22 protein-coding genes and 1 pseudogene are annotated in these 25,864 nt (G+C 44.2%); 17 read left to right on the top strand and 6 right to left on the bottom strand.

From position 1 onward, the window contains the following. Nucleotides 1–15 precede the first annotated feature (15 nt). Genes R7Q48_RS10810 through R7Q48_RS10800 form a run of 3 tightly spaced genes read right to left on the bottom strand, consistent with a single transcriptional unit; the run spans nucleotide 16 to nucleotide 1,782 of the window. Nucleotides 16–276 carry a phosphopantetheine-binding protein gene (locus R7Q48_RS10810; RefSeq protein ID WP_005382278.1) on the bottom strand — a complete coding sequence of 87 codons (261 nt, stop codon included), beginning with the start codon at nucleotides 274–276 and terminating at the stop codon, nucleotides 16–18. Between the two features lie 13 nt (nucleotides 277–289). Continuing rightward, on the bottom strand, nucleotides 290–1,057 hold the full coding sequence (locus tag R7Q48_RS10805) for a lysophospholipid acyltransferase family protein (RefSeq protein ID WP_053307503.1): 768 nt from the start codon (nucleotides 1,055–1,057) through the stop codon (nucleotides 290–292). Then, on the bottom strand, nucleotides 1,054–1,782 hold the full coding sequence (locus tag R7Q48_RS10800; protein ID WP_206954006.1) for a beta-ketoacyl synthase chain length factor: 729 nt from the start codon (nucleotides 1,780–1,782) through the stop codon (nucleotides 1,054–1,056). The genes R7Q48_RS10805 and R7Q48_RS10800 overlap by 4 nt, the downstream gene beginning before the upstream one ends. Nucleotides 1,783–1,858: 76 nt before the next feature. Here R7Q48_RS10800 and R7Q48_RS10795 point away from each other — a divergent pair, with 76 nt between their 5' ends. From R7Q48_RS10795 to R7Q48_RS10735, 13 genes are all read left to right on the top strand, one after another. Next, a complete protein-coding gene (locus R7Q48_RS10795) occupies nucleotides 1,859–2,257 on the top strand; it encodes a hypothetical protein (RefSeq protein WP_005382272.1) in 399 nt (132 codons plus the stop codon). A gap of 27 nt (nucleotides 2,258–2,284) precedes the next feature. Then, nucleotides 2,285–3,352 (top strand): class I SAM-dependent methyltransferase, encoded by a 1,068-nt coding sequence (locus R7Q48_RS10790; protein ID WP_005388297.1) that lies wholly within the window; start codon nucleotides 2,285–2,287, stop codon nucleotides 3,350–3,352. Between the two features lie 7 nt (nucleotides 3,353–3,359). Further along, complete coding sequence (locus R7Q48_RS10785; RefSeq protein WP_025766964.1) at nucleotides 3,360–4,604, top strand: NAD(P)/FAD-dependent oxidoreductase; 1,245 nt, start codon at nucleotides 3,360–3,362, stop codon at nucleotides 4,602–4,604. A gap of 210 nt (nucleotides 4,605–4,814) precedes the next feature. Continuing rightward, nucleotides 4,815–5,555, top strand: coding sequence for a transglycosylase SLT domain-containing protein (locus R7Q48_RS10780; protein WP_017634789.1), 741 nt, complete (start codon nucleotides 4,815–4,817; stop codon nucleotides 5,553–5,555). A 99-nt stretch (nucleotides 5,556–5,654) separates the two neighbouring features. Beyond that, the gene (locus R7Q48_RS10775; RefSeq protein ID WP_206959869.1) at nucleotides 5,655–6,863 is read left to right on the top strand and encodes a DEAD/DEAH box helicase; all 1,209 of its coding nucleotides are present in this window, start codon (nucleotides 5,655–5,657) and stop codon (nucleotides 6,861–6,863) included. A gap of 250 nt (nucleotides 6,864–7,113) precedes the next feature. After that, a complete protein-coding gene (locus tag R7Q48_RS10770) occupies nucleotides 7,114–7,776 on the top strand; it encodes a potassium channel family protein (protein WP_005388291.1) in 663 nt (220 codons plus the stop codon). Further along, nucleotides 7,773–9,140, top strand: coding sequence for a TrkH family potassium uptake protein (locus R7Q48_RS10765; RefSeq protein WP_025766961.1), 1,368 nt, complete (start codon nucleotides 7,773–7,775; stop codon nucleotides 9,138–9,140). The genes R7Q48_RS10770 and R7Q48_RS10765 overlap by 4 nt, the downstream gene beginning before the upstream one ends. A 360-nt stretch (nucleotides 9,141–9,500) precedes the next feature. After that, entirely contained in the window at nucleotides 9,501–12,485 is a 2,985-nt protein-coding gene (locus tag R7Q48_RS10760; protein WP_318132278.1) for a M6 family metalloprotease domain-containing protein, read from the top strand. 172 nt (nucleotides 12,486–12,657) lie between these two features. After that, nucleotides 12,658–13,470, top strand: a complete 813-nt coding sequence (locus tag R7Q48_RS10755; RefSeq protein ID WP_256903171.1) for a sugar transporter — start codon at nucleotides 12,658–12,660, stop codon at nucleotides 13,468–13,470. 176 nt (nucleotides 13,471–13,646) lie between these two features. Next, a complete protein-coding gene (locus R7Q48_RS10750) occupies nucleotides 13,647–15,116 on the top strand; it encodes a protein adenylyltransferase SelO (protein WP_256903170.1) in 1,470 nt (489 codons plus the stop codon). 212 nt (nucleotides 15,117–15,328) lie between these two features. After that, complete coding sequence (locus R7Q48_RS10745) at nucleotides 15,329–16,327, top strand: TRAP transporter substrate-binding protein (protein ID WP_017634784.1); 999 nt, start codon at nucleotides 15,329–15,331, stop codon at nucleotides 16,325–16,327. A 70-nt stretch (nucleotides 16,328–16,397) separates the two neighbouring features. Further along, nucleotides 16,398–17,072 (top strand): TRAP transporter small permease, encoded by a 675-nt coding sequence (locus R7Q48_RS10740; protein WP_256903169.1) that lies wholly within the window; start codon nucleotides 16,398–16,400, stop codon nucleotides 17,070–17,072. 3 nt (nucleotides 17,073–17,075) lie between these two features. Continuing rightward, complete coding sequence (locus R7Q48_RS10735; protein ID WP_005382255.1) at nucleotides 17,076–18,437, top strand: TRAP transporter large permease; 1,362 nt, start codon at nucleotides 17,076–17,078, stop codon at nucleotides 18,435–18,437. A 33-nt stretch (nucleotides 18,438–18,470) separates the two neighbouring features. Here the strand turns inward: R7Q48_RS10735 and R7Q48_RS10730 are convergent, their stop codons facing one another. From R7Q48_RS10730 to R7Q48_RS10720, 3 genes are all read right to left on the bottom strand, one after another. Beyond that, complete coding sequence (locus R7Q48_RS10730) at nucleotides 18,471–18,653, bottom strand: hypothetical protein (protein WP_021034161.1); 183 nt, start codon at nucleotides 18,651–18,653, stop codon at nucleotides 18,471–18,473. 78 nt (nucleotides 18,654–18,731) lie between these two features. After that, nucleotides 18,732–20,069, bottom strand: coding sequence for a sigma-54-dependent transcriptional regulator (locus tag R7Q48_RS10725; RefSeq protein WP_005382254.1), 1,338 nt, complete (start codon nucleotides 20,067–20,069; stop codon nucleotides 18,732–18,734). A gap of 4 nt (nucleotides 20,070–20,073) precedes the next feature. After that, nucleotides 20,074–21,879: a sensor histidine kinase gene (locus R7Q48_RS10720; RefSeq protein ID WP_115385828.1), complete on the bottom strand. Its 1,806-nt coding sequence runs from the start codon at nucleotides 21,877–21,879 to the stop codon at nucleotides 20,074–20,076. 39 nt (nucleotides 21,880–21,918) lie between these two features. Here R7Q48_RS10720 and R7Q48_RS10715 point away from each other — a divergent pair. From R7Q48_RS10715 to clpX, 4 genes and pseudogenes are all read left to right on the top strand, one after another. Continuing rightward, nucleotides 21,919–22,131: pseudogene (locus tag R7Q48_RS10715) on the top strand (hypothetical protein). Between the two features lie 274 nt (nucleotides 22,132–22,405). After that, the gene (gene tig / locus R7Q48_RS10710; protein ID WP_256903168.1) at nucleotides 22,406–23,713 is read left to right on the top strand and encodes a trigger factor; all 1,308 of its coding nucleotides are present in this window, start codon (nucleotides 22,406–22,408) and stop codon (nucleotides 23,711–23,713) included. Between the two features lie 105 nt (nucleotides 23,714–23,818). Continuing rightward, entirely contained in the window at nucleotides 23,819–24,445 is a 627-nt protein-coding gene (clpP, locus tag R7Q48_RS10705) for an ATP-dependent Clp endopeptidase proteolytic subunit ClpP (RefSeq protein ID WP_005382347.1), read from the top strand. Nucleotides 24,446–24,515: 70 nt separating this feature from the next. Next, entirely contained in the window at nucleotides 24,516–25,796 is a 1,281-nt protein-coding gene (gene clpX, locus R7Q48_RS10700; protein ID WP_005382345.1) for an ATP-dependent protease ATP-binding subunit ClpX, read from the top strand. Nucleotides 25,797–25,864 lie beyond the last annotated feature (68 nt).

Below are 25,864 nucleotides of genomic sequence, written 5' to 3'. Positions count from 1 at the left end.
GAATATACCTACAACTTATTCATTAGTTTGAGAAGAAACGTATTTCGCTAGATTTGCTACAGACGCAAAGTGTTCGCGCGTATTTGAGTCGTCGGCATCAATAACGATGTTGTATTGTTTTTTTATTGCGAGTCCAAGCTCAAGCGCGTCGATAGAATCTAAGCCAAGTCCATCACCAAAAAGTGGTGCATCCGTTTCAATATCATCTACGGTTAAATCTTCAAGGTTTAAAGCATCAATAATAAGTTGCTTAATGTCGTTGTGTAACTGTTCCACTGGGACCTGCTTATTAATAAAAGTTTTCTGGAAAAATGTTTTCAGCTAGGTGCTGTTGTAAGCGTCGCGCCGCTATTGTCGGCGACGTAGTTTGCTTTATAAAGGGGGTAATCTCAACTTTATCCTTTACTTCAACCCTGAAAAAGGGCTTTGTTGCCGGTACTTGATACCATTTTTTCTCTTTTGTGAGGAAACTTGGCGTTACCGTAATATGGACAACTCTTAAATCTCGTTCTGTTCTTACCGCAATTTGTGCTGCACCGCGTTGTAATTTCGGCTCTACACCTGGTGTTGTTCTTGTTCCCTCAGGAAATATAAGCAACACGTTGCCTTTGTTAAATCGTTCATCACAAAGTGCTAATAAATCATCCGGTGCTTCATTGGGAATATATCCGGCTGCTTTTACGATGTGCTTCATAAAAGGATTCGACCATATTGCCGATTTTACTAAACAGTCGCAGCGATTTAATTGTGAAGCAATGAGAACGTAATCGATTAAACTAGGGTGGTTGGCAACAATTAAACAATTACGATCTTGTTGAAGAATATCGGCGCCAATAATTTGATAATCGATTGCGCCACTCAACTTCATCAATTTACAAAATGTGTTGAATGAATATCGAATCGCACCTTGAACTTTATATTCGCGTTCCGTTTGGTCTGAAACAAAAATACGAATGGTCGGAATAACAATGAAGCTCAGTACTAAACCACCTAACCCAAATACTGAAAAACAAAAGCCTGTTGCTAGCACACGCCAATACTGATTTAAGCGAATCATTTTTTGTGCCATTCCCAAGCTTGATGCGGAGCGAAAATAGTCCACTGGCTTTTATCTAACAAGTATTGTTGCAAAAATACTAAACCTTGAGGAAGAGGATGACTGGAACATTCTGCGTTTATGGAGCTTTGTATCGCGAAATTGTCTCCATGAGAAAGTATTAAGCCAAGTCCAAACCCTTGGTATTGTTGGTTTTCATATTCTAAATAAGAGTCAGGCATAGGCTCATCAAAATCAACAAGCAGTACTTTTTTGTCAGGATTGTCGGACAAAAACAGCCAAGCTTCTAATATTGCGCTTTGGAATGTGTTTTCTGCCGCAGCGATAGAAGTTAGGGGAATGGGTTGTTTAGTTGCGATAGTGGCAAGCCCTGCGGCGGTATTGTGCACCGATTGAGAAAAAGCCATCGGAGACGCCTCTTCTCCATTAATTATATCTTCAACTAGTGCGACGCTGCGATGCAGTTCACCATGACGGCTTGAAAATACAAGGTAATCAACTTGATGTTGATTAAGCATTTCGATTGCAGTTTGTACCGCCAGTTTACTGAGTGGGCTCATTCTTCTGCGCATCATCGCAGGAATATTTGCAACATTGATTTTGCCATCTTCTGGCCATTTTATCTCTGTTGCCCATTGTTTCCATTCATTGGATTCGGATAAACCGAATGAATTCGCTGTCCACGCATCAATATTGAACGAAATGTTGATCTTCGAGTTTGGCATATTGGGTTAAATTGTTTATTTTACAGCTCGATACAAATTGGGGTTGACCCAAATTCACAATAAAAAGGAAATTATCATGTCGCGTTTTAAGCTGTATGTCTCGTTATTATTAACTTTGCTTCTTGTTGGTTGTGGACGAGTACAACCTGTAATGAATGTGGAGGATACTCCAGTTGCTTATGATCTTCAAAATAAACAAGTAAAAATGGCCATAGTGCAATCAGCAACTAACCGAGGCTGGACGATCGAAGAAGTAAGCCCTGGTGTTCTTATTGCAAAAATCCACGTTCGTAAACACTCTGCAGAAGTAAAAATCCCATACAATAATAAATATTACTCAATTATTTATCTCAACTCAGTAAATCTCAAAGCAAGTGATGGCAAAATCCACCGCAATTACAATCGTTGGGTAAACAACTTGAATGTTGATATTCAGCGAGCTATTGCATTGTTGGGCAATCAATCTCAACAATAAAACTATTAATTGCAGTTAGGTTTTTCCGTGTTAAATCAAAATAATGACCCTTTTAATGCTTTTGAAGCGAAGACAGAAGCTCAGAAGTTATCTTTTGCACCAATCGTGTTCCAGACCGCCAAAACGCTTCGAGATTTAGGTATTTTAGCCGCTTTAGACAGCGCTGGCGCTCAAGGCATGAGTGCCACAGATATTGCCGAGAAAACGGGAGTATCAGAATATGGTGTTAAAGTACTGTTGGATATGGCGATTAGTGCGCATATTGTTTTATGGGAACGACCTAACTATTCGCTTGCAAACCTTGGTTTTTACCTTCTTCATGATGGTATGACGAATGCAAACATGGATTTTACGGCAGATGTTTGTTACGCCGCGATGATGCATTTGACGGAAGCAATTCAAGAAGGTAAACCGTCAGGTTTGAAAGAGTTGGGCAATTGGGAGACCATTTATCAAGGTCTATCGACGTTACCAGAACAAGCCAAACAGAGCTGGTTTAAGTTCGATCATTTCTATTCGGATCGCTCGTTCCCACTTCTGCTTAAAGAAGTATTTGCAAGCAAGCCAAAGCATCTTGTGGATATTGGCGGAAATACGGGAAAATGGGCGATTCAGTGTTGTAAACATGACCCTGACGTTCAAGTGACGATTGTTGATTTACCACAGCAATTAGAAGTAGCGATGAAGAATGTTTCAGAAAACCAGTTCGTCGAGCGTGTACGTCCATACCCTGCAAACATGCTGGATAAAGCACAAACATTGCCTGGACACGCTGACGTATGGTGGATGAGCCAGTTCTTGGATTGCTTTTCCCCAATTGAGATCCTCAATATCCTTAAAAAAGTTAAAGCCCAGTTAACGAAGGGAGATACTATTTACGTATTGGAGCTGTTTTGGGATGCTCAAAAATACGCGGGAGCTTCCTATAGCCTTAATGCCACTTCTCTTTATTTTACCTGTTTAGCTAACGGTAATAGTCGCTTTTATCGCAGTGATGATTTCTTAGAAATTGTCGAAGCGGCAGGTTTATCTGTCGTTGAAAGAACCGACAATATTGGCCTTGGTCATACCTTATTAAAACTACAAGCAAACTAAATTCAGAATGAAAACAGAGCTCAAGCAAGTTGTTGTCGTAGGAGCGGGGCCATCAGGTTCAACCGTTTCTGCCTTATTAAAATCGCGTGGCATAGATGTTGTTGTCTTAGAAAAAGCGACTTTTCCACGTTTTTCCATAGGAGAAAGCCTACTCCCTGCATGTATGGAAGTTGTTGAACAAGCAGGAATGACCAATGCAGTAAAGCAGTTTGGCTTCCAGTATAAAGATGGTGCTGCATTTCGTCGTAATGGCGTATACACCCAGTTCGACTTTACAAACAAATACACGCCAGGACCGGGCACGACGTTTCAGGTTCAACGTGCCAGCTTTGATAAAGTATTGGCAGATAGCGCTGAAGAGCAAGGCGTAGAGATTCGCTATCAGCATGAACTGCTCAATCTAGTGTTTGAAGGGAAAAAGTCTCGATTAGAAGTGCTCGACTCAAATAAGAAGGCTTATCAAATCGAAGCAGATTTTGTGTTGGATGCCAGTGGCTTTGGGCGTGTTTTGCCACGCTTGTTGGAGCTAGAAGAACCTTCTTGTCTTCCGCCTAGAAAAGCGATCTTTACCCATATCGAAGATCATATCTCTCCCCAAGAGCCGGAATACGATCGCAACAAAATTTTAATTTCAGTTCATCCTGAAAATCACGACGTATGGTACTGGCTAATCCCATTCTCTAATGGTACTTGTTCGTTTGGTGTGGTGGGTGAGCCAGAATTTTTCGAACAATACCCAGAAGATAAGATTGCAGCGTTGCAGCAGTTAGCCAATGAAGAGCCGGGTTTGGCTTCTTTGTTGCGAAATGCGAATTACCCGAATCCAGCAGGCGAGTTGGGTGGCTATTCTGCTAACGTCAAACGTTTAGCGACAGAGCACTACGCGTTGCTTGGTAATGCAGGTGAGTTTCTTGATCCTGTATTTTCATCGGGTGTCACTATCGCCATGAAATCGGCAGAGTTTGCAGCGGACTGCGTGGTTCGTCAGCTGAATGGTGAAAAGGTTGGTTGGCAAGAAGAGTACTCGCAACGCTTAATGGTGGGAGTGAACACATTCCGCACTTATGTGGAAGGCTGGTACAACGGCACGTTGCAAGATGTGATTTTCTATCAAAACCCGAACCCACGTATTAAACAGATGATTAGTGCGATTTTGGCTGGATATGCTTGGGATACGAATAATCCTTACGTAAAACAAAGTGAGCAGCGTTTGTCGACGCTTGCAGAACTGGTTCGGGAAGCTGAACTGTAAGAATATACATTCGCTTATCCGAGAATCAGTAAACCTAGGTCTTACCAAAAAATTGGTAAGACCTTTTTAATGCCTCTTTACTTTTACTTCTAGCGTGTTGGAGACACATTGACCACTTACATCGGTGTGTATCGAATTTGAGAATTTTTATGGTGACATTGATCACATCTAGAATTCCTGTTGCTGATATTTATATTAAATTTGTAGGAAATGGATTACATTCTGGGAGTGTTCCCTACATCTGGCTTCGTTGTGAAAACGGTTTATAAGCAACTGTATAAGTTAGTAAAGTTCCAAAAACTACACCAAAAAAAAGACAAGTTTCTTACCAAATCAATTCGCTTGGTGAGTTCGAGCCATCGACTACGCCAAACGCTTCCTCTACTTTCTAAAATTGTCGAAGAACATGACGCATCAACGGTCTCTTCGATTGCAGATCCCGAGAACGCGGTAGCGTGGGGAGGCAAAGTTTCTCCAGAGTTCAAATCTAAAGTCATCCGTATTAGTAAAGAGCTAAAGATCAATCCTAATCATCTTATGGCGTGCATGGCATTTGAAACTGCTGAAACTTTCAGTCCAAGCATCAAAAATGGTTCCGGAAGCGGGGCTACAGGGTTAATTCAATTTATGCCCTCTACCGCAGAGTCATTAGGAGTGAACACAAAGACTCTTGCGAGAATGAGCGCGCTTGAACAACTTGACTATGTGAAAGCGTACTATTGGCCCTATCGAAATAAAATTAATAGCTTAGAAGATGCTTACATGGCCATTCTCTACCCTGCTGCGATTGGTAAACCGCCGTCTTTCGTTTTGTTCAGACAAGGCTCAATTGCCTATCGACAGAATGCAGGTATCGACCGCCACAAAACGGGGAAAATCACGCTTAATGATGTTTCCTACAAAGTGAGGAAAAAATTAGAAAAAGGTTTGCAGCCCAATTTCCTGGGCTAAGATTGTGTCATGTTCCTAGTTTTTCGCGCATGAATCCTTCTGTTACTTCACGGGGATTCTGATACACTACGCGCCCATTTCCTCTGTTGAGACCTTTCTATGCCATTTTCTAAGCTTGGTTTAAGCGCATCGATTGCTGATGCAGTAAAAGCGCTAGGTTATGAAAAACCCACTTCTATCCAACAAAAAGCCATTCCAATCGTATTGCGTGGCCGCAATTTAATTGCAGCAGCGCAAACGGGCACAGGTAAAACGGCCAGTTTTGTTCTGCCAATCTTAGAAAAGCTTAGTCGAGGCGAAACGCAACGTAAAAAACGCGCTCGTGCGATTATCCTAACGCCAACACGCGAACTTGCGCTTCAGGTTCATCAAAGTATTGAAGCTTATGGTAAAAACTTACCATTACGCTCAATGGCGATGTTTGGTGGTGTGGATTATGCACCACAAAAACAAGCCTTGATCGAGGGTGTCGATATTGTGGTAAGCACGCCTGGGCGCTTGATTGATCTGTACGGTCAACGCGCGATTCACTTTGATGAAGTGGAAATGCTAGTGCTTGATGAAGCCGACAAAATGTTGGATATGGGATTCATCGAAGCGATCGACAAAATCGTCGACTGTATGCCAGAACATGTGCAAAGTTTGCTGTTCTCAGCGACGTTATCTAACCCTGTTCGTGACTTGGCGAAAAATGCGATTATTGATCCTGAAGAGATCACGATTGCAAAGCACAGTGCCTCAAAATCAAATATTAAACAGTGGATCACGACCGTCGATAAAGACATGAAGTCGTCGCTGTTAAGTCACTTGCTTAAAGAAAATGACTGGTCGCAAGTACTGGTATTTATTGAAACTAAACACGGCGCGGCCAAACTGGTAAGCCAACTTGAGAAACGTGGCATTGTGGCAGAAGCATTCCACAGTGGCCGTAATCAGCGTGTTCGCCAGGAATTAATAGAAAAGTTTAAAGCGGGTGAAATCCAGTACTTAGTCGCAACCGGCGTTGCTGCGCGCGGTATTGATATTGATAATCTGCCAGTTGTCATCAACTACGATTTACCTTACCCAGCGGATGAGTATGTACATCGTATTGGTCGTACAGGTCGTGCTGGCGCGAAAGGTGAGGCGATATCACTGGTTTCAAAAGACGACTTTAAGAACCTCTGCATGATTGAAAGTCGTTTAGGGCACTTGCTAGAGCGAGTGGAAATTGAAGGTTTTGCGCCAAGAAAGCCAGTACCAATTTCAATTTTAAATTACGTGCCTAAGAATAAACGTAAACCGCACGATAAGCGCGAATCAAAATAGCCAGTTTATCCCATGATCTAAAAGCCGCATTCTTGCGGCTTTTTGCGTTTTAAGGCATCCAATTATGTAGCCATCGCGACGGTTTCTATTCGGTAATGAGGAAAAAAGTTAATCAGTGTCATACGCTTAACACGTAAAGTGAATCAAGGTGCGTTAAGCTTTTGTCAATTATCTGTCCGCAGGTTTGCACAAGGTAAGGAATGGGCGCAAACTTTTTTGCTTGCTAATGAATGCATAAGATGGGGCACAAATGAAAACAGGTGATAAGCAATTCGCCGTTATTGGTCTTGGCCGATTTGGTTTGGCAGTGTGTAAAGAGTTACAAGATTCAGGCGCTCAAGTTTTAGCCGTTGACATCAACGAAGACAGAGTTAAAGAAGCCGCCAGTTTTGTTAGTCAGGCGGTTGTGGCTAACTGTACTCACGAAGAGACGGTTGCTGAGCTCAAACTTGATGATTACGACATGGTGATGATTGCCATCGGAGCGGATGTCAATGCCAGTATTCTTGCGACATTGATTGCTAAAGAGGCGGGAGTAAAGTCAGTATGGGTTAAAGCCAACGACCGCTTCCAAGCTCGTGTTCTGCAAAAAATTGGCGCAGACCACATTATCATGCCTGAGCGTGACATGGGGATACGTGTCGCGCGTAAAATGCTCGATAAACGGGTTCTTGAGTTCCACCCATTAGGCAGTGGCTTAGCTATGACGGAGTTTGTGATTGGCTCTCGTTGGATGGGTAAGACACTAAGTGATTTGGCTCTGTGCAAAGTCGATGGCGTGCAAGTGCTAGGGTTTAAACGGGGCCCAGAAATTACCAAGGCACCTGACCTTAATACCACACTAGAAATTGGTGACCTAATTATTGTGGTCGGCCCTCAAGATGCGCTCGCAAATAAATTAAAATCGCTATGACGTATTTTCATCAGAAAGGTGTTTTTTACGCACCAGATGGTAAACAAGAGAAAGCGAAAGGCAACGAACCGCGAATTATATTGCTCAGTTTTCTCGGTGTTTTACTGCCTTCTGCGGTATTGCTAACCTTGCCAGTTTTTTCTGTTACGGGCCTGTCGATAACGGATGCTTTGTTTACCGCAACGTCCGCTATTAGTGTGACAGGGCTTGGTGTTGTCGATACTGGGCAACACTTTACGCTTGCGGGTAAAATCTTGCTGATGTTTTTAATGCAAATCGGTGGGTTGGGGCAGATGACGTTGTCGGCAGTCTTACTCTATATGTTCGGCGTGCGTTTGAGTTTGCGTCAACAAGCGCTGGCGAAAGAAGCATTAGGGCAAGATCGGCAAGTCAATCTAAACCGACTAGTAAAGCGGATTGTTGTTTTCGCGCTTGTTGCAGAAACGGTCGGGTTTATTTTTCTCTCTATCCGCTGGGTCCCTGAAATGGGCTGGCAGACTGGTATGTTTTACGCCTTGTTTCATGCAATTTCTGCATTTAACAACGCTGGGTTCGCGCTGTTTTCTGACAGTATGATGAGCTTTGTGAATGATCCGTTGGTTATCTTTACACTGGCGGGGCTATTCATTTTTGGCGGGCTTGGCTTTACTGTTGTGGGTGACATCTGGCTAAACTGGCGCAAAGGTTTCCACTTTTTGCATCTTCACACCAAAATCATGCTGATTGCGACACCGATATTGCTCTTAGTCGGAACGATGATGTTTTGGTTACTTGAGCGAAGCAACCCAAACACAATGGCGTCTTTACCTGCAACAGGGCAATGGTTGGCGGCATTCTTTCAATCTGCGAGTGCTCGAACGGCAGGGTTTAATAGTGTTGACTTGGCGTTGTTTACCCAGCCAGCCTTACTGGTCATGATTGTTCTGATGTTAATTGGAGCGGGTTCCACCTCAACGGGGGGCGGTATTAAAGTTTCCACATTTGCTGTTGCGTTTATGGCTACGTGGACCTTTTTACGCCAAAAGAAACATGTGGTTATGTTTAAGCGAACCATAAATTGGCAAACTGTGACTAAGTCATTGGCAATTATCGTTGTGAGCGGAGCCATCCTGACAAGCGCAATGTTTTTATTGATGCTTACCGAGAAGGCCAGCTTTGATAAAGTTATGTTTGAAACCATTTCCGCATTTGCCACAGTGGGGCTCACCGCCGGTTTGACTGCGGAACTTTCTGAACCTGGTAAATACATTATGATCGTGGTGATGATCATTGGTCGTATTGGGCCGCTCACGCTTGCCTACATGTTGGCACGTCCTGAACCTACCTTGGTCAAATACCCAGAAGACGCCGTTCTTACAGGTTAATATAGCGTTAAACAATGGCCGCGCGACCATTACGAGCATTGATTAATAGCAGTGCTCGTACATTTATAGAATATGTGGAACGTTGCCCAGTTTTACCTATAAATTCGTAGAAGTTCATTTCTTCTTCCTTTCGTTTCGATACTATTCATTCACTCAATTTATATTCTCAGAAGCTACGCTCATAAATGCGTTTTGGAATCCGACGCTTTTGTAGTGTGACACCAAACTACGTCGTGTTATCTGAGCGAATTGATACCAGCCTTCGTCAATAGTCACTCAGTCTTACTCTATGCCCATAGGGTTACTTTGTGTTTGTTGTGCTTGGTATGAATGAACGAATCGAAAAGATGGAGTCGTACTTTGAAATTCAACACACTCGCCATGGCTATGCTAACAGCGCTTCTTGCAGGGAAGAGCATGGCAACTACTCCGCCATCGCCGGTTTGGCATACTATTGCGTTGAGCGATGGTAGCTCCAGTGAGGCAATTCTACGTGGAACGGCAGATTTCCACTGGTTTGAAGATAAGCAGGGCAATGCCTTACTTCAAGAAGACGGCGTTTGGTTTTTCGCGCAGATTCAGCGCGAGTCAGACACGCCAATATTGATCTCGACAGGTGTGGTGAAAACGCAGTCGAGTGAGCCACCTGAGTCGGCGAGGTTTCGCCCGGATTTACAATTTAAACCGCAATTATCTTCTTTAAAAACCATTGAACCGATGGCACGAAAAAACCTACTGCGTTCGGCGCAAGGTTACCAGGCGATGAGCAGTTCAACGGTGAAGCAGCAGCCCCTATTGGTTGTGCAAGTTTCGTTTGATGACCAAGCAATGGTGCATGATTTTGAGCAACGCGTATTTAATACCAATGGTCAAAGCGTTGTGGATTACTTTGATAAAAACTCTCAAGGTAAATTCAAAGTTGTTCCTGCACTTGAGAGTTACGGCACCGCCAATGACGGTGTGATAGATGTGACTGTGGCACAAAGCCACCCTAACTGTCACTCTAGTTCGACTGATAAGACATGCACCGCCAAGTTGAATGCGGTTTTCACCGAGGCTTATCAAAAACTGGATCCATACTTTAATCTTTCGGCCTACGACAGCAATCAAAATGGTACCGTAGAACCGTCAGAACTCTCTGTCATGTTTATTTTTGCGGGGGGCGATCGTTCAACAGGGGTTCTCAACCGTCCTGCTATTTGGCCGCACAAATTCTCTCACGATGATGTCACACTAGATGGTAAAAAGATCACAGACTATTGTGTGTTCGCTGACTATCAAGTTGATCATCAAGCGACCTTGGGCGTGATCGTACACGAGCTTGGCCACTTAATGCTTGGCTTACCGGATTTGTACGCAAGGAACAGTGATGCCTCGATCGGCTCTTGGGGCGTGATGGGTGGCGGTTCATGGGCGCAGAAACCGGGAGATTCATACGCTGGTGACACTCCGGTGAACATGAGTGCATGGAGCAAACACGCTGCTGGTTTTGTTGTACCAACGGTAACTCATGAAAGTCCAGCGCCTATTTCTGTGAACAACGACGATGTCAAGCTGGTGTATCTCGACCCGTACTTGAAAGAGTTTGGTCCACGTATTTACTTGGAAAATCGCACCTTTAGCGGTTACGACCGAGCATTGGCGGCTGAAGGTATCCTAGCGACGTCGGTCAATGTCCAGAACCGCTTTAATGATGTTGGCGCGATGCAGGTTCAAATCATGCAGGCTGATGGTCTGAATGAGTTAGAAAATGATGGTAGGAGTGACGCTGACGATTTATACCCTAATGGTGGCGATGTCATTTCAGATACATCGACCCCGGGTCTGAGAGCGATCACAGGGTTTGATACTGGGGTTCGTATTTCCAACATTGCCAGCAACACCAACGGCGGTAGCTTTTCTCTTGAGCATACAAACGAACCAAATAAATCAGCATGGCTGAACTCTCTTCATCAAGGTTATGTGTACGCGAGTGGGAGTAACACTCTGGCGGTGTCACTGGACTTGAATAGTGATACAGAGCTTGATGGTCTTCAACTTTACGCGCAAAGAGATAGCGCTCAAAGTGACATGACTTATCGAGTTTGGCGATTCCCATTTTCTGGAAACATTGGCTATCGATTAATATTGAATCAAAACAACGCTGAGCTTTTACAGCAAGGTAACTTCCAAAAGTCATCTCGAATTTTATTCCCCCAACCAAGCCAATTGAGTGCGGGTCAGCATTTATTGGTCGTTGAATTGGAAGGCGGTCAATTTGATGCAAACTTTGATTTCGGTCGCTTGCTAAAAACTGAAAAAGCCTCCCTACCTGTAATGTGGACTGGTGATTACAGTGAGATTGGCACGTTTGGTCTAGAAAAAGCCGGGTTCTCTTATATTCCGTTTGCAGCATTATTAAATGTGGATGCGAGCAACTTGGTTGAAGCGAAATCTGATTCGTTACAAACCAATAAAAATACGCCAATCAAACTGAACCTGATGGACAATGATTTCATGGCGGTAGGGTATCAGTTCAATGTGGACATTGTGCAGAAGCCTGAGCACGGCACCATCTCTGGCAACCAGTACCAACCTGAAGCTAACTTCGTTGGTCTGGACACTTTCCAATATCGTTTGTTGTCGGTTGATGGTGCGTACTCATCTTCAATCGTGAATGTGCAGGTGGAAGTGCTTGGCAGCAACGAAGCGCCAGTGGCTGTGATTGATGTTGATAATAAAGACATGACGGTTGGGCAGCGAGTCACGTTGTCTGCGTTAAATAGTACGGATGCTGATGGTGATGTGTTGAGTTATAAATGGGAGCAGTTGGCTGGCACTTCAGTTTCTCTTGGCAATGCAACCAGTGTTAGCACAAGCTTTACGGTGCCTCAAGGTGCAAAAGCTGGTGAGGTTCTGACATTCCGTTTAACCGTGACTGATCCTAGTAATGAAACGTCCAGTGCTACCGTCGATTTAACCATGAAAAACGCAGCGCCACTTACGCTTGCAGATACGGCGACCGTTGCCGTTGGTGAAAGTATTCTGATTGATGTAGCGAGCAATGATTCGGATGTGAACGGCGATAAACTGGTTGTAGAAAGTGTACAGAACGTAACGGGTGTGGGAAGTGCGAGTGTAGAGAATGGCAAAATCCGTTTTCAAGCACCGGATAGCCCTACTGACGGCATCAAGCTGCAATATACGGTTTCAGACGGTCATGGTGCCACTGCTACGGGTGAAGTTATCGTGACGGTTGTTGCTTATTTGAAGACAACGACATTCAAGAACTCTGAAGGTAGCGGCAGTGTTTCTTATTGGGCTTTGATGTTACTTGCAACATTAGGCTGGCGACGTCGCGTCTAAAACGGTATTGAATTGCGGTATAAGCCACTCACATTGAGTGGCTTATTTTTTATCTGATTTATTTTGGTTTCGTTCTCATTATCTTATGAGATGTGTTTCTCATTATTTTTAAAGCGATTTTTCTACTCTGCGGTTACCCTAGGGGCCGATTTTTATGAACTAAGGATGTTATATGTCTACCGAGGGCTTTTCTGTTTCGGAAATATGCCGAGAAGCGGCAGTGATGGTCAGAAGGAATCTACTCGCAATTGTTATTGCTTGTATTCCGTTGATTATCGTGCACTCAATTTTTGCTTTTATGTATCCTGAAATGACGGGGCAAGATCAAGCGAACGTTCAAGAAGGCAATGTCTCAGGATTTTATTTCGTCACAATTATTTTGTACCCACTTGTTGCCGCTATGGCGGCTGTGCGTGTGCATCGAATTTATTTAGCCGGCGATTACATGCACTCTGCGTTGGATGTATTTCGTTTGTCAGCTCGAGAATTCCGTTTCATAGGCTGGTGGATACTGTTTGGACTGATGATGATGCTCGTTATTGGTATCCCGATCTTTGTGTTGTCGTTTATCTACATTGCAGAAAGTGGTGAAGCCGACTTTGTTGCTATGGCTATTATCACAACGATTGCAAGCATTCCTGGCTATTGGGTAATGGCGCGATGGTCATTTGTGTTGCCAGCGACTGCAATGGATCATCAACCGCGCAGTTTGCGTCGTTCGTGGAACCAGAGCAGAGCATACAACAAACAAGTATTCATTTTGATGGGACTAATTCCATTGGGTGCGGGCTTGCTCAGTCAGCTGATCTTTAGCCACTTTACGAATCTCTTTATGTTGAGCCTCGTCGGTGTGGCCTATGGTATTTTTGGCGCGTACCAGCTGGCATTGTTATCGTTGAGCTATAAAACGGTAGTGGATATCGAACGCGCTCGTTTTGATACGACATCACAGCCACCAAAAACGGGTGAAGAATTTTCCGCTTAACCCTTTGATCGTTTTTACATGCTACCTCCGTTTAGGAGACGGTCTGCGGCAGGTTGATACCTTCCTGCCGCTTTCGCGTTATTCACGCAAAATACCCATGCCCATTTCATGGCTGAATGAAAGGGACATTCACACGTATACTCACAACAGTACTTCTTTTTATTAAGGAACCCTACATGTCCATTTGGCAACGGGTCAATTTCACCCATCGCTTTAGTCAATTACCGTCAGCGTTCTATACGTTGGTCGAGCCACAACCCTTGGACAACACTCGCTGGGTCGCTTGGAATGGTGAGTTTGCACAGCAGTTTGGTTTACCAGAAGAGCAAAACGATGAGTTATTGGCGGTTTTTTCTGGGCTAAGTGAATTCGAACAATTTCGTCCTCTTGCGATGAAATATGCAGGCCATCAGTTTGGCGTTTACAACCCAGATTTGGGCGATGGACGTGGATTACTGTTGGCAGAAATTGAGCATCAGGATGGTACTTGGTTTGATCTTCACCTCAAAGGTGCAGGGCTAACGCCTTACTCGCGAATGGGGGATGGGCGAGCGGTATTACGCTCAACTATCCGTGAGTACTTGTGCAGTGAAGCCATGGCGGGCCTTGGGGTTCCCACGACACGTGCTCTTGGTATGATGGTCAGTGATACACCTGTTTATCGAGAAAAAACGGAATCGGGCGCTTTGTTACTTCGAATGGCTGAAACCCATGTTCGATTCGGTCACTTTGAGCATTTCTTTTACACCAACCAGTTAGCAGAGCAGAAGCTGTTGGCGGATAAGGTGATTGAGTGGCACTTTGCTGATTGTGCATCGGCGGAGAAACCATATGCCGCGATGTTTGACGCCATCGTGACTAAAACAGCCGAGATGATCGCATATTGGCAAGCTTTTGGTTTTGCGCATGGTGTGATGAATACCGATAACATGTCAATTCTTGGGCAAACTTTTGATTATGGTCCGTTTGGCTTTCTTGATGATTATGAGCCGGGATACATTTGTAATCATTCAGACTACCAGGGTCGTTACGCATTTGATCAACAGCCTAGAATTGCGCTTTGGAACCTGTCAGCACTGGCGCATGCGCTATCGCCACTCGTTGAACGAGAAGATTTAGAATCGTCGTTGAGTCAATTTGAAGTTCATTTAAGCCAGCAGTTCAGCCGCCTCATGCGTGAGAAGTTGGGCTTAAAAACCAAGATAGCGGAAGATGGGCGTTTGTTTGAAGCTATGTTTGAGCTTCTTCACCAGAACGAAACGGACTACACTCGCTTCTTCAGAACGCTTTCAAACCTTGATAATGCGCCTTCCCAAGCCGTAATCGATTTATTTCTCGACCGAGAAGCTGCGCGAGCTTGGCTTGATCTGTACTTAGCTCGGTGTGAGCTAGAGGTTGATGAACTAGGGGGCCTGATTTCAACCGAACAGCGTTGCAAACAGATGCGTCAAGCCAATCCCAAATACATCTTGCGTAACTACTTGGCTCAGTTGGCGATTGATAAAGCGGAAGAAGGGGACTTTAGCGAATTACACCGATTGGCCGAACTGTTAAAACGCCCATTTGATGAGCAACCCGAGTTTGATGATTATGCGAAATTGCCGCCGGAATGGGGGAAGAAAATGGAGATAAGCTGTTCTTCATAAATGGGTCATTTCCCACCCATTTATATCTTTTTCTTGGGTGGAATTCACTCGTTACACTTCGGATTCATGTTAACGGGCTTTGTTAATTTATTGAAATATATATAAATTTTAACATGGTCCATTAATTGCTCTTTGTTGAACATCCGTACCCATCGCCTAACACCTAGTTACTCATGGACGGGATGGGATGTGATTCAACAAGGAGAATAATAATGTTTAAGCCTCTAACTCTACTATCTGTCTCTGCACTTGCTGTTACCAGTTTTAATGCTGCCGCAAATTGTGACCCGGGTGAAACGGTCATCAAGTTTAGCCATGTAACGAATGCGGACAAACACCCTAAAGGCATCGCGGCTTCGTTACTTGAAAAGCGCGTCAACGAAGAGATGAACGGTAAAGTCTGTATGCAGGTGTTTCCTAACTCAACACTTTATGATGATGACAAAGTGTTGGAAGCGCTACTGAATGGTGATGTTCAACTCGCTGCTCCTTCTCTTTCTAAGTTTGAGAAATTCACCAAGAAGTACCGCCTTTTCGATCTCCCTTTCTTGTTCGATGATGTCGACGCGGTTGACCGTTTCCAAAACTCGGAAGCGGGTGAAAAGCTGAAAAATTCAATGAAACGTCGTGGCCTACAAGGCATTGCGTTTTGGCATAACGGCATGAAGCAAATGTCAGCCAACAAGCCGCTCATTTCTCCAACTGATGCTGAAGGACTTAAGTTCCGTGTTCAAGCGTCTGATGTACTCGTTGCTCAGTTTGAGCAGCTAGGTGCTAACCCACAAAAAATGTCGTTCAAAGAAGTTTACGGCGGCTTGCAAACTAAGGTTATTGATGGTCAAGAAAATACTTGGTCAAACATTTACGGCAAAAAATTCTTCGAAGTTCAAGATGGCATTACGGAAACGAACCACGGAATTCTGGATTACTTAGTTGTGACGTCAAACGACTTCTGGAAAAACCTACCAGATGATCAGCGCGAGCAGTTAAACACCATTATTCAAGAGGTAACTGCTCAGCGTAATGCTGAGTCAACCAAAGTAAACCTTGCGAATAAGAACAATATCATCGAAGCAGGTGGTGTGGTTCGTACTCTAACGCCAGAACAGCGCCAAGAATGGGTCACTGCACTTCAACCAGTATGGAAGAAGTTCGAAAAAGACATTGGTTCTGACCTAATCGAAGCCGCTTTGGCGTCTAACCAAAAATAATAACACCTAGCACATTTAGCCCTCTCAAACTGAGGGGGCTCTTTCCCCCTACAGACGACGTGATGTAATTATGGAACAGACTTTTTTTGCCAAGGCTGGACGAATCACTGATGCCATTGAAGAGACTTTGATTGCTTTCTTCTTGGGTGCCATGACCTTGCTGACCTTTGCCAATGTCATCTTTCGTTATGTCCTTAACGACAATATTCTTTGGGCGCTTGAGCTCACCGTTTTCATGTTCGCATGGATGGTGTTGGTTGGCGCATCTTATGGTGTGAAAAAACACTTTCATATTGGTGTCGATGTCATTATTAACATCGTTCCGGAAGGTAAACGAAAAGCCCTGGCGCTTTTTGCAGCAATGTGTTGCTTAGCCTTCTCTATTTTGCTGTTAATTGGCGCTTGGAACTACTGGTATCCGTTCGCTACCGACCGAGCGTGGTATGAAACGGACGATATTCCGATGCCTGAAATACTCCAGTTCATGGCCGACTGGTTAAATGAGGGAGAGCGTTATGAAAAGCTGCCACGTTTTATTCCTTATTTCGCTTTGCCACTTGGAATGGCGCTACTAACGTTTAGATTTGTTCAAGTCACGTGGCAAATCGCTACTGGCAAGCTCGATCGCTTGATTGCAGGACATGAAGCGGAGGAAGAGCTCGAATCTCTTAAAGCTGAGATGAGTGACGCTGAAGACGTAATGGCTCCAAAGGCCTCGCAAGACGCTAAAAACAAGGAGCAATAAGCCATGGATATCTTATTTCTATTTTTGATGGTAATTGGCTTTATGCTGGTTGGCGTGCCAATTGCTATTTCGCTGGGCCTTTCCAGTGTTCTTTTCCTTTTAATGCATTCGGATGCCTCTTTAGCGTCAGTCGCTCAAACGCTGTTTAATGCATTCGCGGGCCACTACACGCTATTGGCTATTCCATTCTTTATATTGGCTTCAAGCTTTATGTCGACGGGTGGCGTAGCAAAGCGGATCATTCGTTTCGCCATTGCCATTGTAGGCTGGTTCCGCGGCGGTTTGGCGATGGCTTCGGTTGTAGCGTGTATGATGTTTGCCGCGTTGTCAGGTTCCTCACCTGCAACGGTTGTTGCCATAGGTAGTATTGTTATCGCAGGTATGATCAAAAACGGTTACTCAAAAGAGTTTGCCTCTGGGGTAATTTGTAACGCAGGTACGCTAGGGATTTTGATCCCACCTTCGATTGTGATGGTGGTGTATGCAGCCGCAACGGATGTGTCAGTTGGACGTATGTTCCTTGGTGGTGTGATTCCCGGTTTGCTGGCGGGTGTCATGTTGATGATTGCGATTTACATTGCCGCGAGAATCAAGAACCTTCCAAAACAACCTTTTGTCGGTTGGAAAGAAACCTTTGATGCTGCCAAGGATGCAAGCTGGGGCTTGTTGTTGGTCGTCATCATTCTTGGTGGTATCTATGGCGGTATCTTTACGCCGACAGAAGCCGCTGCGGTTGCTGCTGTGTACTCATTCTTTATTGCTAACTTTGTATACAAAGACATGGGGCCATTTGCAGACAAGAAAAACACTAAACCTGCGCTCGTTAAAATCTTCCAAACCTTTGTTCATAAAGACACGAAACACACCCTGTATGAAGCGGGCAAACTCACCATCATGCTGCTGTTCATCATTGCTAATGCCTTAATTTTGAAGCATGTTTTAACGGAAGAACGCATCCCGCAAATGATCACCGAGTCGATGCTCTCGGCTGGTCTCGGACCCATCACTTTCTTGATTGTGGTGAACGTCTTGTTGTTGATTGGTGGTCAGTTCATGGAGCCATCAGGCTTGTTGATCATTGTTGCGCCGCTCGTGTTCCCAATTGCGATTGCATTAGGCATAGACCCAATTCATTTGGGCATAATGATGGTGGTGAATATGGAGATAGGAATGATAACGCCGCCCGTGGGTCTTAACTTATTTGTGACCGCTGGTGTTGCCAAAATGTCGATGATGAACGTAGTGAAGGCAGCATTACCTTGGGTTGGAGTGATGTTCTTATTCCTAATTATCGTCACATATGTACCATGGGTATCGACTTGGTTGCCTACTACCTTGATGGGGCCGGAGATCATTACCAAGTAATGGAAGCCAGAAAGTAGAAAGAGGTGTGAGAATTCACACCTCTTCGTCTATTGACTTGTAACAAGTTTTGCGCGGGTCTGAATTAATTCGACGTTCATAGTGTCGCCACCTCTTTTTATTTTTACGACGCTCTTCACCGAATCTTCTCTCTTCTTGATAGCAACCGTCTACGAGCACAGTATCTGTAACAATCGGTATTCTCACTTTTTCGTTCATATCTATAACAACCATGATAAATCCGTTGTTAAAAATTATGATTCAAGTTGAATATAATGCCAGTTATCTGAACGTGTTTTATTTGTAAAGGTCTTTATTTATTTGGTAGCGCTGCATCTTGTCGTAAAGGGTTTTTCTTGGCACATTCAATTGGCACATTGTCTGTTTAATACTACCGTTGTTTTCTAATAAAGCGCCTTCAATGGCTGCTCTCTCAAACTCCGCCACTTGCTCTGCAAGGCTTGAGGAAGACTTAGCAACTGGGTTCGATTCTCCCAACTGAATTAACTTACCCAATAGTACAAAACGTTCTGCAGCATTTCTGAGTTCTCGAACATTACCAGGCCAGTCATGGCTCATCAGTTGCGCTAGATCTTGGGGTGACAAACTAGGTGAGCTTTTGCCATAACGTGAAGCTGCTACCAACAGAAAGTGGTGAAAGAGGGCGGGAATGTCTTCTTTTCGTTCGCGTAGTGGCGGGAGATCCAAGGTCACGACATTGAGCCGATAATAGAGGTCCTGACGGAAAGTACCTTCTTCAGCTGCGTGTTTTAAATCGACCTTTGTTGCGGCAATCACTCGAATATCTAAAGGCAATAATTCATTTGAACCGACACGCTCAATCACGCGCTCTTGTAATACCCTCAATAAACGAATTTGGGCTTGGATAGGCATCGACTCGATCTCATCCAAGAAAAGTGTGCCGCCTTGTGCAAACTCAAATTTACCGATACGACGGCTTTCGGCGCCAGTGAATGCGCCTTTTTCATGGCCGTAGAGTTCACTCTCAATTAAGTTCTCTGGAACCGCTCCACAATTTACGGCGACAAAGTTTTGGTTCCGGCGAGAGCTTTGCTCATGTAAAGAACGAGCGATTAACTCTTTCCCTGTACCGGTTTCACCAAACAATAAAATATCGGCGTCGGTATCGGCGATTTGGGTGATGGTCTCTCGTAATATTTGGATGCTAGAGGTTTCACCAATAACTCGTGGACCAAGGGTTTTACTGGCTTTAAGTGACAGGCGCAGTTTTTCATTTTCATTGGTTAGTTTGCGCTTCTCAATCGCCCGCTTAACCGTTTCAACCAAATGTTCTGGCGCAAAAGGTTTCTCAATAAAGTCGTAAGCGCCTTGATGAAGGGCTTGCACAGCCATGGAAATATCACCGTGTCCAGTGATCATGATGACGGGTAAGTTTGCATCGCGTTGAGTCAAAGTTGTCAGCATATCCATACCAGAAATGCCCGGCAAACAGATATCAGTGACCACGACGCCAGCTTCTTCTCCTTGCTGCATCGCTATTAAAGCCGATTCTGCATCCACAAAAAACTTGGCGTCGATATCCGCCAGTTCAAAGGTCTGTTCTATAGCGATTCTGAGATCGGCCTCATCATCAATAAAAAACACCTGACACATGATCTTATCCTTTTGATGGTTCAGTGTTGTAAGAAGTGATAGGTAAACACAATGAGAATCGAGCGCCGCCTTGTTCTCGATTATGGGCACATAATTTTCCTTTCATACTGGCTAAGATTTGTTGCGAGATAGAGAGACCCAAACCTAAACCGTTCAGTTTAGTGGTTAGAAACGGTTCACATAAATCAGAAAGTGAGAAAGAGCCAAGCCCTGGGCCATTATCATCAACATGAATCCAAACCAAATCAGTGTGCTCATCGTGTTCTACAGATAATTCTACCTGTTTGTCTTGTTGTTCTTTGAGTGCTTCTATCGCATTAGTCAGTAAATTGACCAACACTTGCTCCAGTTGAATAATATTGATCTGCACTTCAACATCATGCTCTGGCAAATTTGTTTCTAACGTGACGCGCCCTGATTTAAATGCGGGCTTCATCAGTTCTTTTACAGAGGCAATAACAGGGAACAATCGAGATTGAGCCAACTCGTCACCACTGGTTTTTTTGGCGAAAGAGCGAAGTTGCTGACTGATATTTGCCATACGGTCAGTGAGAGCAGAAATGCGAGTGAGATTATCTTCCACTCGCTCATATTTTTCTTTTTTTAGAAACAGCTTGCCGTTCTCCGCAAAGCTACGAATTGCCGCAAGTGGATTATTCAGTTCATGGCTGATACTGGCCGACATTTGTCCTAACACCGCGAGTTTCGCTGCTTGCACCAATTCGTCTTGAGTAACGCGTAAAGTTTGCTCGGTATCGATACGCTGTGCGATCTCCGCTTGCAACTCGGCAGTCCGTGCCATGACTTGATATTCCAACTTTTGATTGGCTTCTTGTTGAATTCGTTCAATTTGCAAGTGACGCTGTTGACGGTGATAAATAAGCTGACCAATTAAAAACAAAACCATGAATGCTAGAGTGAGTACAAAGATGTAACCCATGGTGAACCAAACGATAGACTGTTTAGGAGACAGCACACGAATTGTCAGTTTGAGTTCGGGAAGGGGCAGCGAAGAGACCACCAAGGTTCCTTTATTGTATGGGTAACCCTGTTTAAGCTCAGAATGCACCTCGTCCAAACTACCCACTAATCCAAGCGTTTCAATTGGCGCATCAAGATATTGTTGGCTTGCCCAAACTTGCTTTTTCTCTTTTTTTGTCAGTGGTCGTAAGCTTTTGAGTAGCCATTCACTTCGGCTACTCATGAAAACAATTCCGTATGGGTCGCTGGCGACAAAAACACTGTTAGGTTGCTGCCAGTTGTCCTCTATCTTACTTAGGTCCATCTTCACCACGACGACACCAAGTACACCGCCAGCGTATACGATGGGATAAGAATAGTAGTAGCCACGTTTACCAGATGTTGAGCCCAGTGCGTAGTATTGGCTTCTTTTGCCTACAATGGCTTGTTTGAAATAAGGGCGAAATGCAAAATTTCGCCCGATAAAGGAGCGCTCTTTACGCCAGTTGCTGGCTGCGATCGTTGTACCCCATTGATCGATTAAGTAGGTGTCCGCTGCTTCAATCACGCCATTAACGGATTCTAAATACCGATTAGTGATTTCCAGTTGCGCACTGTTGTTGGGGTGCAGAAGCGCTTGATAAAGTGGATCATCTTTAGCTAGAAGATTTGGGATATGGGCGTACTTATCGAGTTTATTTTTTATATGGCCAGAAAATTGCTCAAGCTGTGATTGGTGTTTATCAAGTAGAGATTGATAACTGGTCTGCCAAACCCAATGGCCACCGATAATTGCGCACAGGAAATAGAAAGCAAAAAATGTCAGCAGAATCCGTTTTTTTTGCGACATCCTTACACTCCTTACAACTTCCTTTGGTCACGTAAGAAAATGTTAATAGTTTGTAGGAAGGATTAGGGATTTAGTTTTCAACTCTGTGGAGTAAAACAAGAGCAAGATCTCTTTTTAGGCTTTTCGATAAAAAAACCGGTCGATTCTCTTGAAAAAGTCGCTATTGTCCCCATTCTAGATATGCTGGCGATGCTTAGACGGTGTCTGAATCGCATTTTTGAAGAAAAAATGGGTCAGCATTCGAGAATTTAGCGCAGACAATGTCCACATAGTGGCTATTGGCTCGACAGGGTTGCGACAGATCGCTAGAATGTCGCGTCTAAAAATTCTGTCCTGAGGCTAATAGGAGATACCTTTGGTTATTTTATCGAAGATATCACTGATTAGTCCGGTACTGACAACCAGTATCGATACTCGATTTTAAATTAGGTGTTCGGACAGAACACTACACAAGGATGAAGCGTAAGCTCCTCTGAGTTTCGCTCATACGCTCGGAAAACCGAGCCACTTTAGAGGTTTATATATAATGCAAGTTACTGTTGAAACGCTAGAGGGCCTAGAGCGCCGTCTAAACATTACTGTTCCAGCTGCAAACATCGAAGACGCTGTAACAGCTGAACTACGCAACATCGCTAAAAACCGTCGTTTCGATGGTTTCCGTAAGGGTAAAGTGCCTCTAAAAATGGTTGCTAAGATGTACGGCAAAGCAGTACGTCAAGACGTTCTTGGTGAAGTAATGCAACGCCACTTCATCGAAGCTATCGTTAAAGAGAAAATCAACCCAGCTGGCGCTCCAACTTTCGCTCCTGTAGAGAACAAAGAAGGTTCAGACCTAGTTTTCACTGCAACTTTTGAAGTTTACCCAGAAGTTGAGCTTAAAGGCCTAGAGAGCATCACTGTTGAAAAACCACTAACAGAAGTTAAAGATGCAGACGTAGAAGAGATGATCGATACTCTACGTAAGCAACAAGCAACTTGGGTTGAAGTTGAAGAAGCAGCAGAAGATGGCAAACGCGTAAGCATCGACTTCGTTGGTTCTATCGACGGTGAAGAGTTCGAAGGTGGTAAAGCTGAGAACTTCCCTCTAGAAATGGGTGCTGGTCGCATGATCCCTGGTTTCGAAGACGGTATCGCAGGTAAAACTGCTGGTATGGAATTCGACATCGACGTGACTTTCCCAGAAGATTACCACGCTGAAAACCTAAAAGGTAAAGCAGCTAAGTTCGCAATCAAAGTGAACAAAGTTGAAGCTCGTGAACTACCAGAACTAAACGACGAGTTCGTTGCTAAGTTCGGTGTTGTTGAAGGTGGTGTTGAAGCACTTAAAGCTGAAGTTCGTAAGAACATGGAACGCGAACTTAAGCAAGCTGTTAAGAACCGCATCAAAGAGCAAGCGATTGACGGTCTAGTTGAGCAAAACGACATCAACGTACCATCAGCGCTTATCGAGCAAGAAATCCAAGTTCTGCGTCAACAAGCTGCACAACGCTTCGGTGGTAACCCAGAAGCTGCTGCTCAGCTTCCACGTGAACTGTTCGAAGAACAAGCTAAACATCGCGTAGTTGTTGGTCTTCTACTAGGTGAAGTAATCAAATCTGAAGAGCTAAAAGCGGACGACGAGAAAGTTAAAGCTCTAATCGAAGAAATGGCTACTGCATACGAAGATCCATCAGAAGTTATTGCTTACTACGAGCAAAACGAAGAAATGATGAACAACATGCGCAACGTAGCTCTAGAAGAGCAAGCAATCGACGCGATCATCGCTAAAGCACAGGTTTCTGAGAAAGAAGTAGGCTTCAACGAGCTACTTAACCAACAACAACCTGCTGCTTAATAAGCAATATCTTGCGTAGAAGGTTGACTTAACGTTAACTATTCTGCTAACAATGGTCCGTATGATAGTCATCATCCGGGCCATTTATTTTAGGGACATAAGAATATGAGCTACCAAGAAAAAAATGCAATGTCGCCAATTATGGACGCGCTAGTACCAATGGTGGTTGAACAAACTTCCCGAGGCGAACGCTCTTACGACATCTACTCACGTCTGCTTAAAGAGCGCGTGATTTTTTTAACGGGTCAAGTGGAAGACCACATGGCAAACCTTGTCGTGGCTCAGCTACTTTTCCTAGAATCTGAAAATCCAGATAAAGATATTTTCCTATACATCAACTCGCCAGGCGGCAGCGTAACAGCTGGTATGTCTATTTACGATACCATGCAGTTCATTAAGCCAAATGTCAGCACTGTGTGTATGGGTCAAGCATGTTCAATGGGTGCCTTCCTGCTTGCAGGTGGTGCGCCAGGTAAGCGTTACGTACTGCCTAACTCACGTGTAATGATCCACCAACCATTGGGTGGTTTCCAGGGTCAAGCTTCTGATATCCAAATCCATGCTCAGGAAATCCTGACGATTAAACAGAAACTAAACAAGTTGTTAGCAGAACATACAGGCCAACCTCTTGAAGTCATTGAGCGCGATACTGATCGTGATAACTTCATGTCATCAGAGCAGGCTGTGGAATACGGTATCGTGGATGCAGTGTTAAGCCACCGTGGCGAGTAATTAGCCAGCGCATTTTGGCAAAAATTGATATACACTCATTCATGAAGAGTAAAGGCTAAGAGGTTAGCGAATGACAGATAAAAGCAAAGAAAGTGGCAGCGGTAAATTGCTGTACTGTTCTTTCTGCGGCAAAAGTCAGCACGAAGTTCGCAAGCTAATCGCAGGTCCGTCAGTGTACATTTGCGACGAGTGTGTCGACTTATGTAACGATATTATTCGCGAAGAAATCAAGGATGTTCTCCCTAAGAAAGAATCTGAAGCGTTACCAACGCCAAAACAGATCCGTGAACACCTTGATGACTATGTGATCGGGCAAGATTACGCGAAAAAAGTGCTCGCAGTTGCGGTATATAACCACTACAAGCGTTTACGCAATGGTGATACAACGAGCGAAGGTGTGGAGCTTGGTAAGAGTAACATCCTTCTAATTGGTCCTACAGGTAGCGGTAAAACACTACTTGCGGAGACATTAGCTCGATTCTTGGATGTGCCATTTACAATGGCAGACGCGACGACACTAACCGAAGCCGGTTACGTAGGTGAAGACGTTGAAAACATCATCCAAAAGCTTCTGCAAAAATGTGATTACGATGTAGCTAAAGCGGAACGCGGCATCGTTTACATTGATGAAATTGATAAGATTTCACGCAAAGCTGAAAACCCATCTATTACGCGTGACGTATCTGGTGAAGGTGTTCAGCAGGCGCTACTAAAACTTATCGAAGGTACGGTTGCATCGGTTCCACCTCAAGGTGGTCGTAAGCATCCTCAGCAAGAATTCCTACAAGTGGACACATCTAAGATCCTGTTCATTTGTGGTGGTGCTTTTGCTGGCTTAGACAAGGTGATTGAGCAGCGTGTTGCAACAGGTACAGGTATTGGCTTTGGTGCTGAAGTTCGTTCGAAGAATGAATCGAAGACGGTAGGTGAGCTATTTACTCAAGTTGAACCTGAAGACTTAGTGAAGTACGGCCTCATTCCAGAATTCATTGGTCGTCTACCTGTAACAACAACACTGACTGAGCTTGATGAAGAAGCGTTGATTCAGATCCTATGTGAACCGAAGAACGCACTGACCAAGCAATATGCAGCATTGTTTGAGCTAGAAAACGCCGAACTTGAATTCCGTGAAGATGCGCTGCGCGCTATCGCGAAAAAAGCAATGGAGCGTAAAACAGGTGCTCGTGGCTTACGCTCGATTCTTGAAGGCGTGCTACTTGAAACCATGTACGAATTACCATCTGCAACAGACGTTAGTAAAGTCGTGATTGATGAGTCCGTCATTAATGGCGAGTCAGAGCCACTGCTTATTTACAGTAACGCAGACAATCAGGCAGCTGGAGCAGAGTAAATTCAGCCATAATGAAAAAGGAGGTAAGTAATTACCTCCTTTTTTTATTTCTCTTATTGAATCCAAAC

The organism is Vibrio sp. 378, from assembly GCF_033339435.1.
Note: the sequence above shows the minus strand (reverse complement) of the source record. Positions and strands in the feature narration are given on the sequence as shown.

Excerpts from the sequence above, each read along its gene's own strand:
- R7Q48_RS10805 (WP_053307503.1), bottom strand. The coding sequence starts at position 1,057 with ATGATTCGCTTAAATCAGTATTGGCGTGTGCTAGCAACAGGCTTTTGT.
- R7Q48_RS10800 (WP_206954006.1), bottom strand. The coding sequence starts at position 1,782 with ATGCCAAACTCGAAGATCAACATTTCGTTCAATATTGATGCGTGGACA.
- R7Q48_RS10795 (WP_005382272.1), top strand. The coding sequence starts at position 1,859 with ATGTCGCGTTTTAAGCTGTATGTCTCGTTATTATTAACTTTGCTTCTT.
- R7Q48_RS10785 (WP_025766964.1), top strand. The coding sequence starts at position 3,360 with ATGAAAACAGAGCTCAAGCAAGTTGTTGTCGTAGGAGCGGGGCCATCA.
- R7Q48_RS10780 (WP_017634789.1), top strand. The coding sequence starts at position 4,815 with ATGGATTACATTCTGGGAGTGTTCCCTACATCTGGCTTCGTTGTGAAA.
- R7Q48_RS10775 (WP_206959869.1), top strand. The coding sequence starts at position 5,655 with ATGCCATTTTCTAAGCTTGGTTTAAGCGCATCGATTGCTGATGCAGTA.
- R7Q48_RS10770 (WP_005388291.1), top strand. The coding sequence starts at position 7,114 with ATGAAAACAGGTGATAAGCAATTCGCCGTTATTGGTCTTGGCCGATTT.
- R7Q48_RS10765 (WP_025766961.1), top strand. The coding sequence starts at position 7,773 with ATGACGTATTTTCATCAGAAAGGTGTTTTTTACGCACCAGATGGTAAA.
- R7Q48_RS10755 (WP_256903171.1), top strand. The coding sequence starts at position 12,658 with ATGTCTACCGAGGGCTTTTCTGTTTCGGAAATATGCCGAGAAGCGGCA.
- R7Q48_RS10750 (WP_256903170.1), top strand. The coding sequence starts at position 13,647 with ATGTCCATTTGGCAACGGGTCAATTTCACCCATCGCTTTAGTCAATTA.
- R7Q48_RS10745 (WP_017634784.1), top strand. The coding sequence starts at position 15,329 with ATGTTTAAGCCTCTAACTCTACTATCTGTCTCTGCACTTGCTGTTACC.
- R7Q48_RS10740 (WP_256903169.1), top strand. The coding sequence starts at position 16,398 with ATGGAACAGACTTTTTTTGCCAAGGCTGGACGAATCACTGATGCCATT.
- R7Q48_RS10735 (WP_005382255.1), top strand. The coding sequence starts at position 17,076 with ATGGATATCTTATTTCTATTTTTGATGGTAATTGGCTTTATGCTGGTT.
- R7Q48_RS10730 (WP_021034161.1), bottom strand. The coding sequence starts at position 18,653 with ATGAACGAAAAAGTGAGAATACCGATTGTTACAGATACTGTGCTCGTA.
- R7Q48_RS10725 (WP_005382254.1), bottom strand. The coding sequence starts at position 20,069 with ATGTGTCAGGTGTTTTTTATTGATGATGAGGCCGATCTCAGAATCGCT.
- R7Q48_RS10720 (WP_115385828.1), bottom strand. The coding sequence starts at position 21,879 with ATGTCGCAAAAAAAACGGATTCTGCTGACATTTTTTGCTTTCTATTTC.
- tig (WP_256903168.1), top strand. The coding sequence starts at position 22,406 with ATGCAAGTTACTGTTGAAACGCTAGAGGGCCTAGAGCGCCGTCTAAAC.
- clpP (WP_005382347.1), top strand. The coding sequence starts at position 23,819 with ATGAGCTACCAAGAAAAAAATGCAATGTCGCCAATTATGGACGCGCTA.
- clpX (WP_005382345.1), top strand. The coding sequence starts at position 24,516 with ATGACAGATAAAAGCAAAGAAAGTGGCAGCGGTAAATTGCTGTACTGT.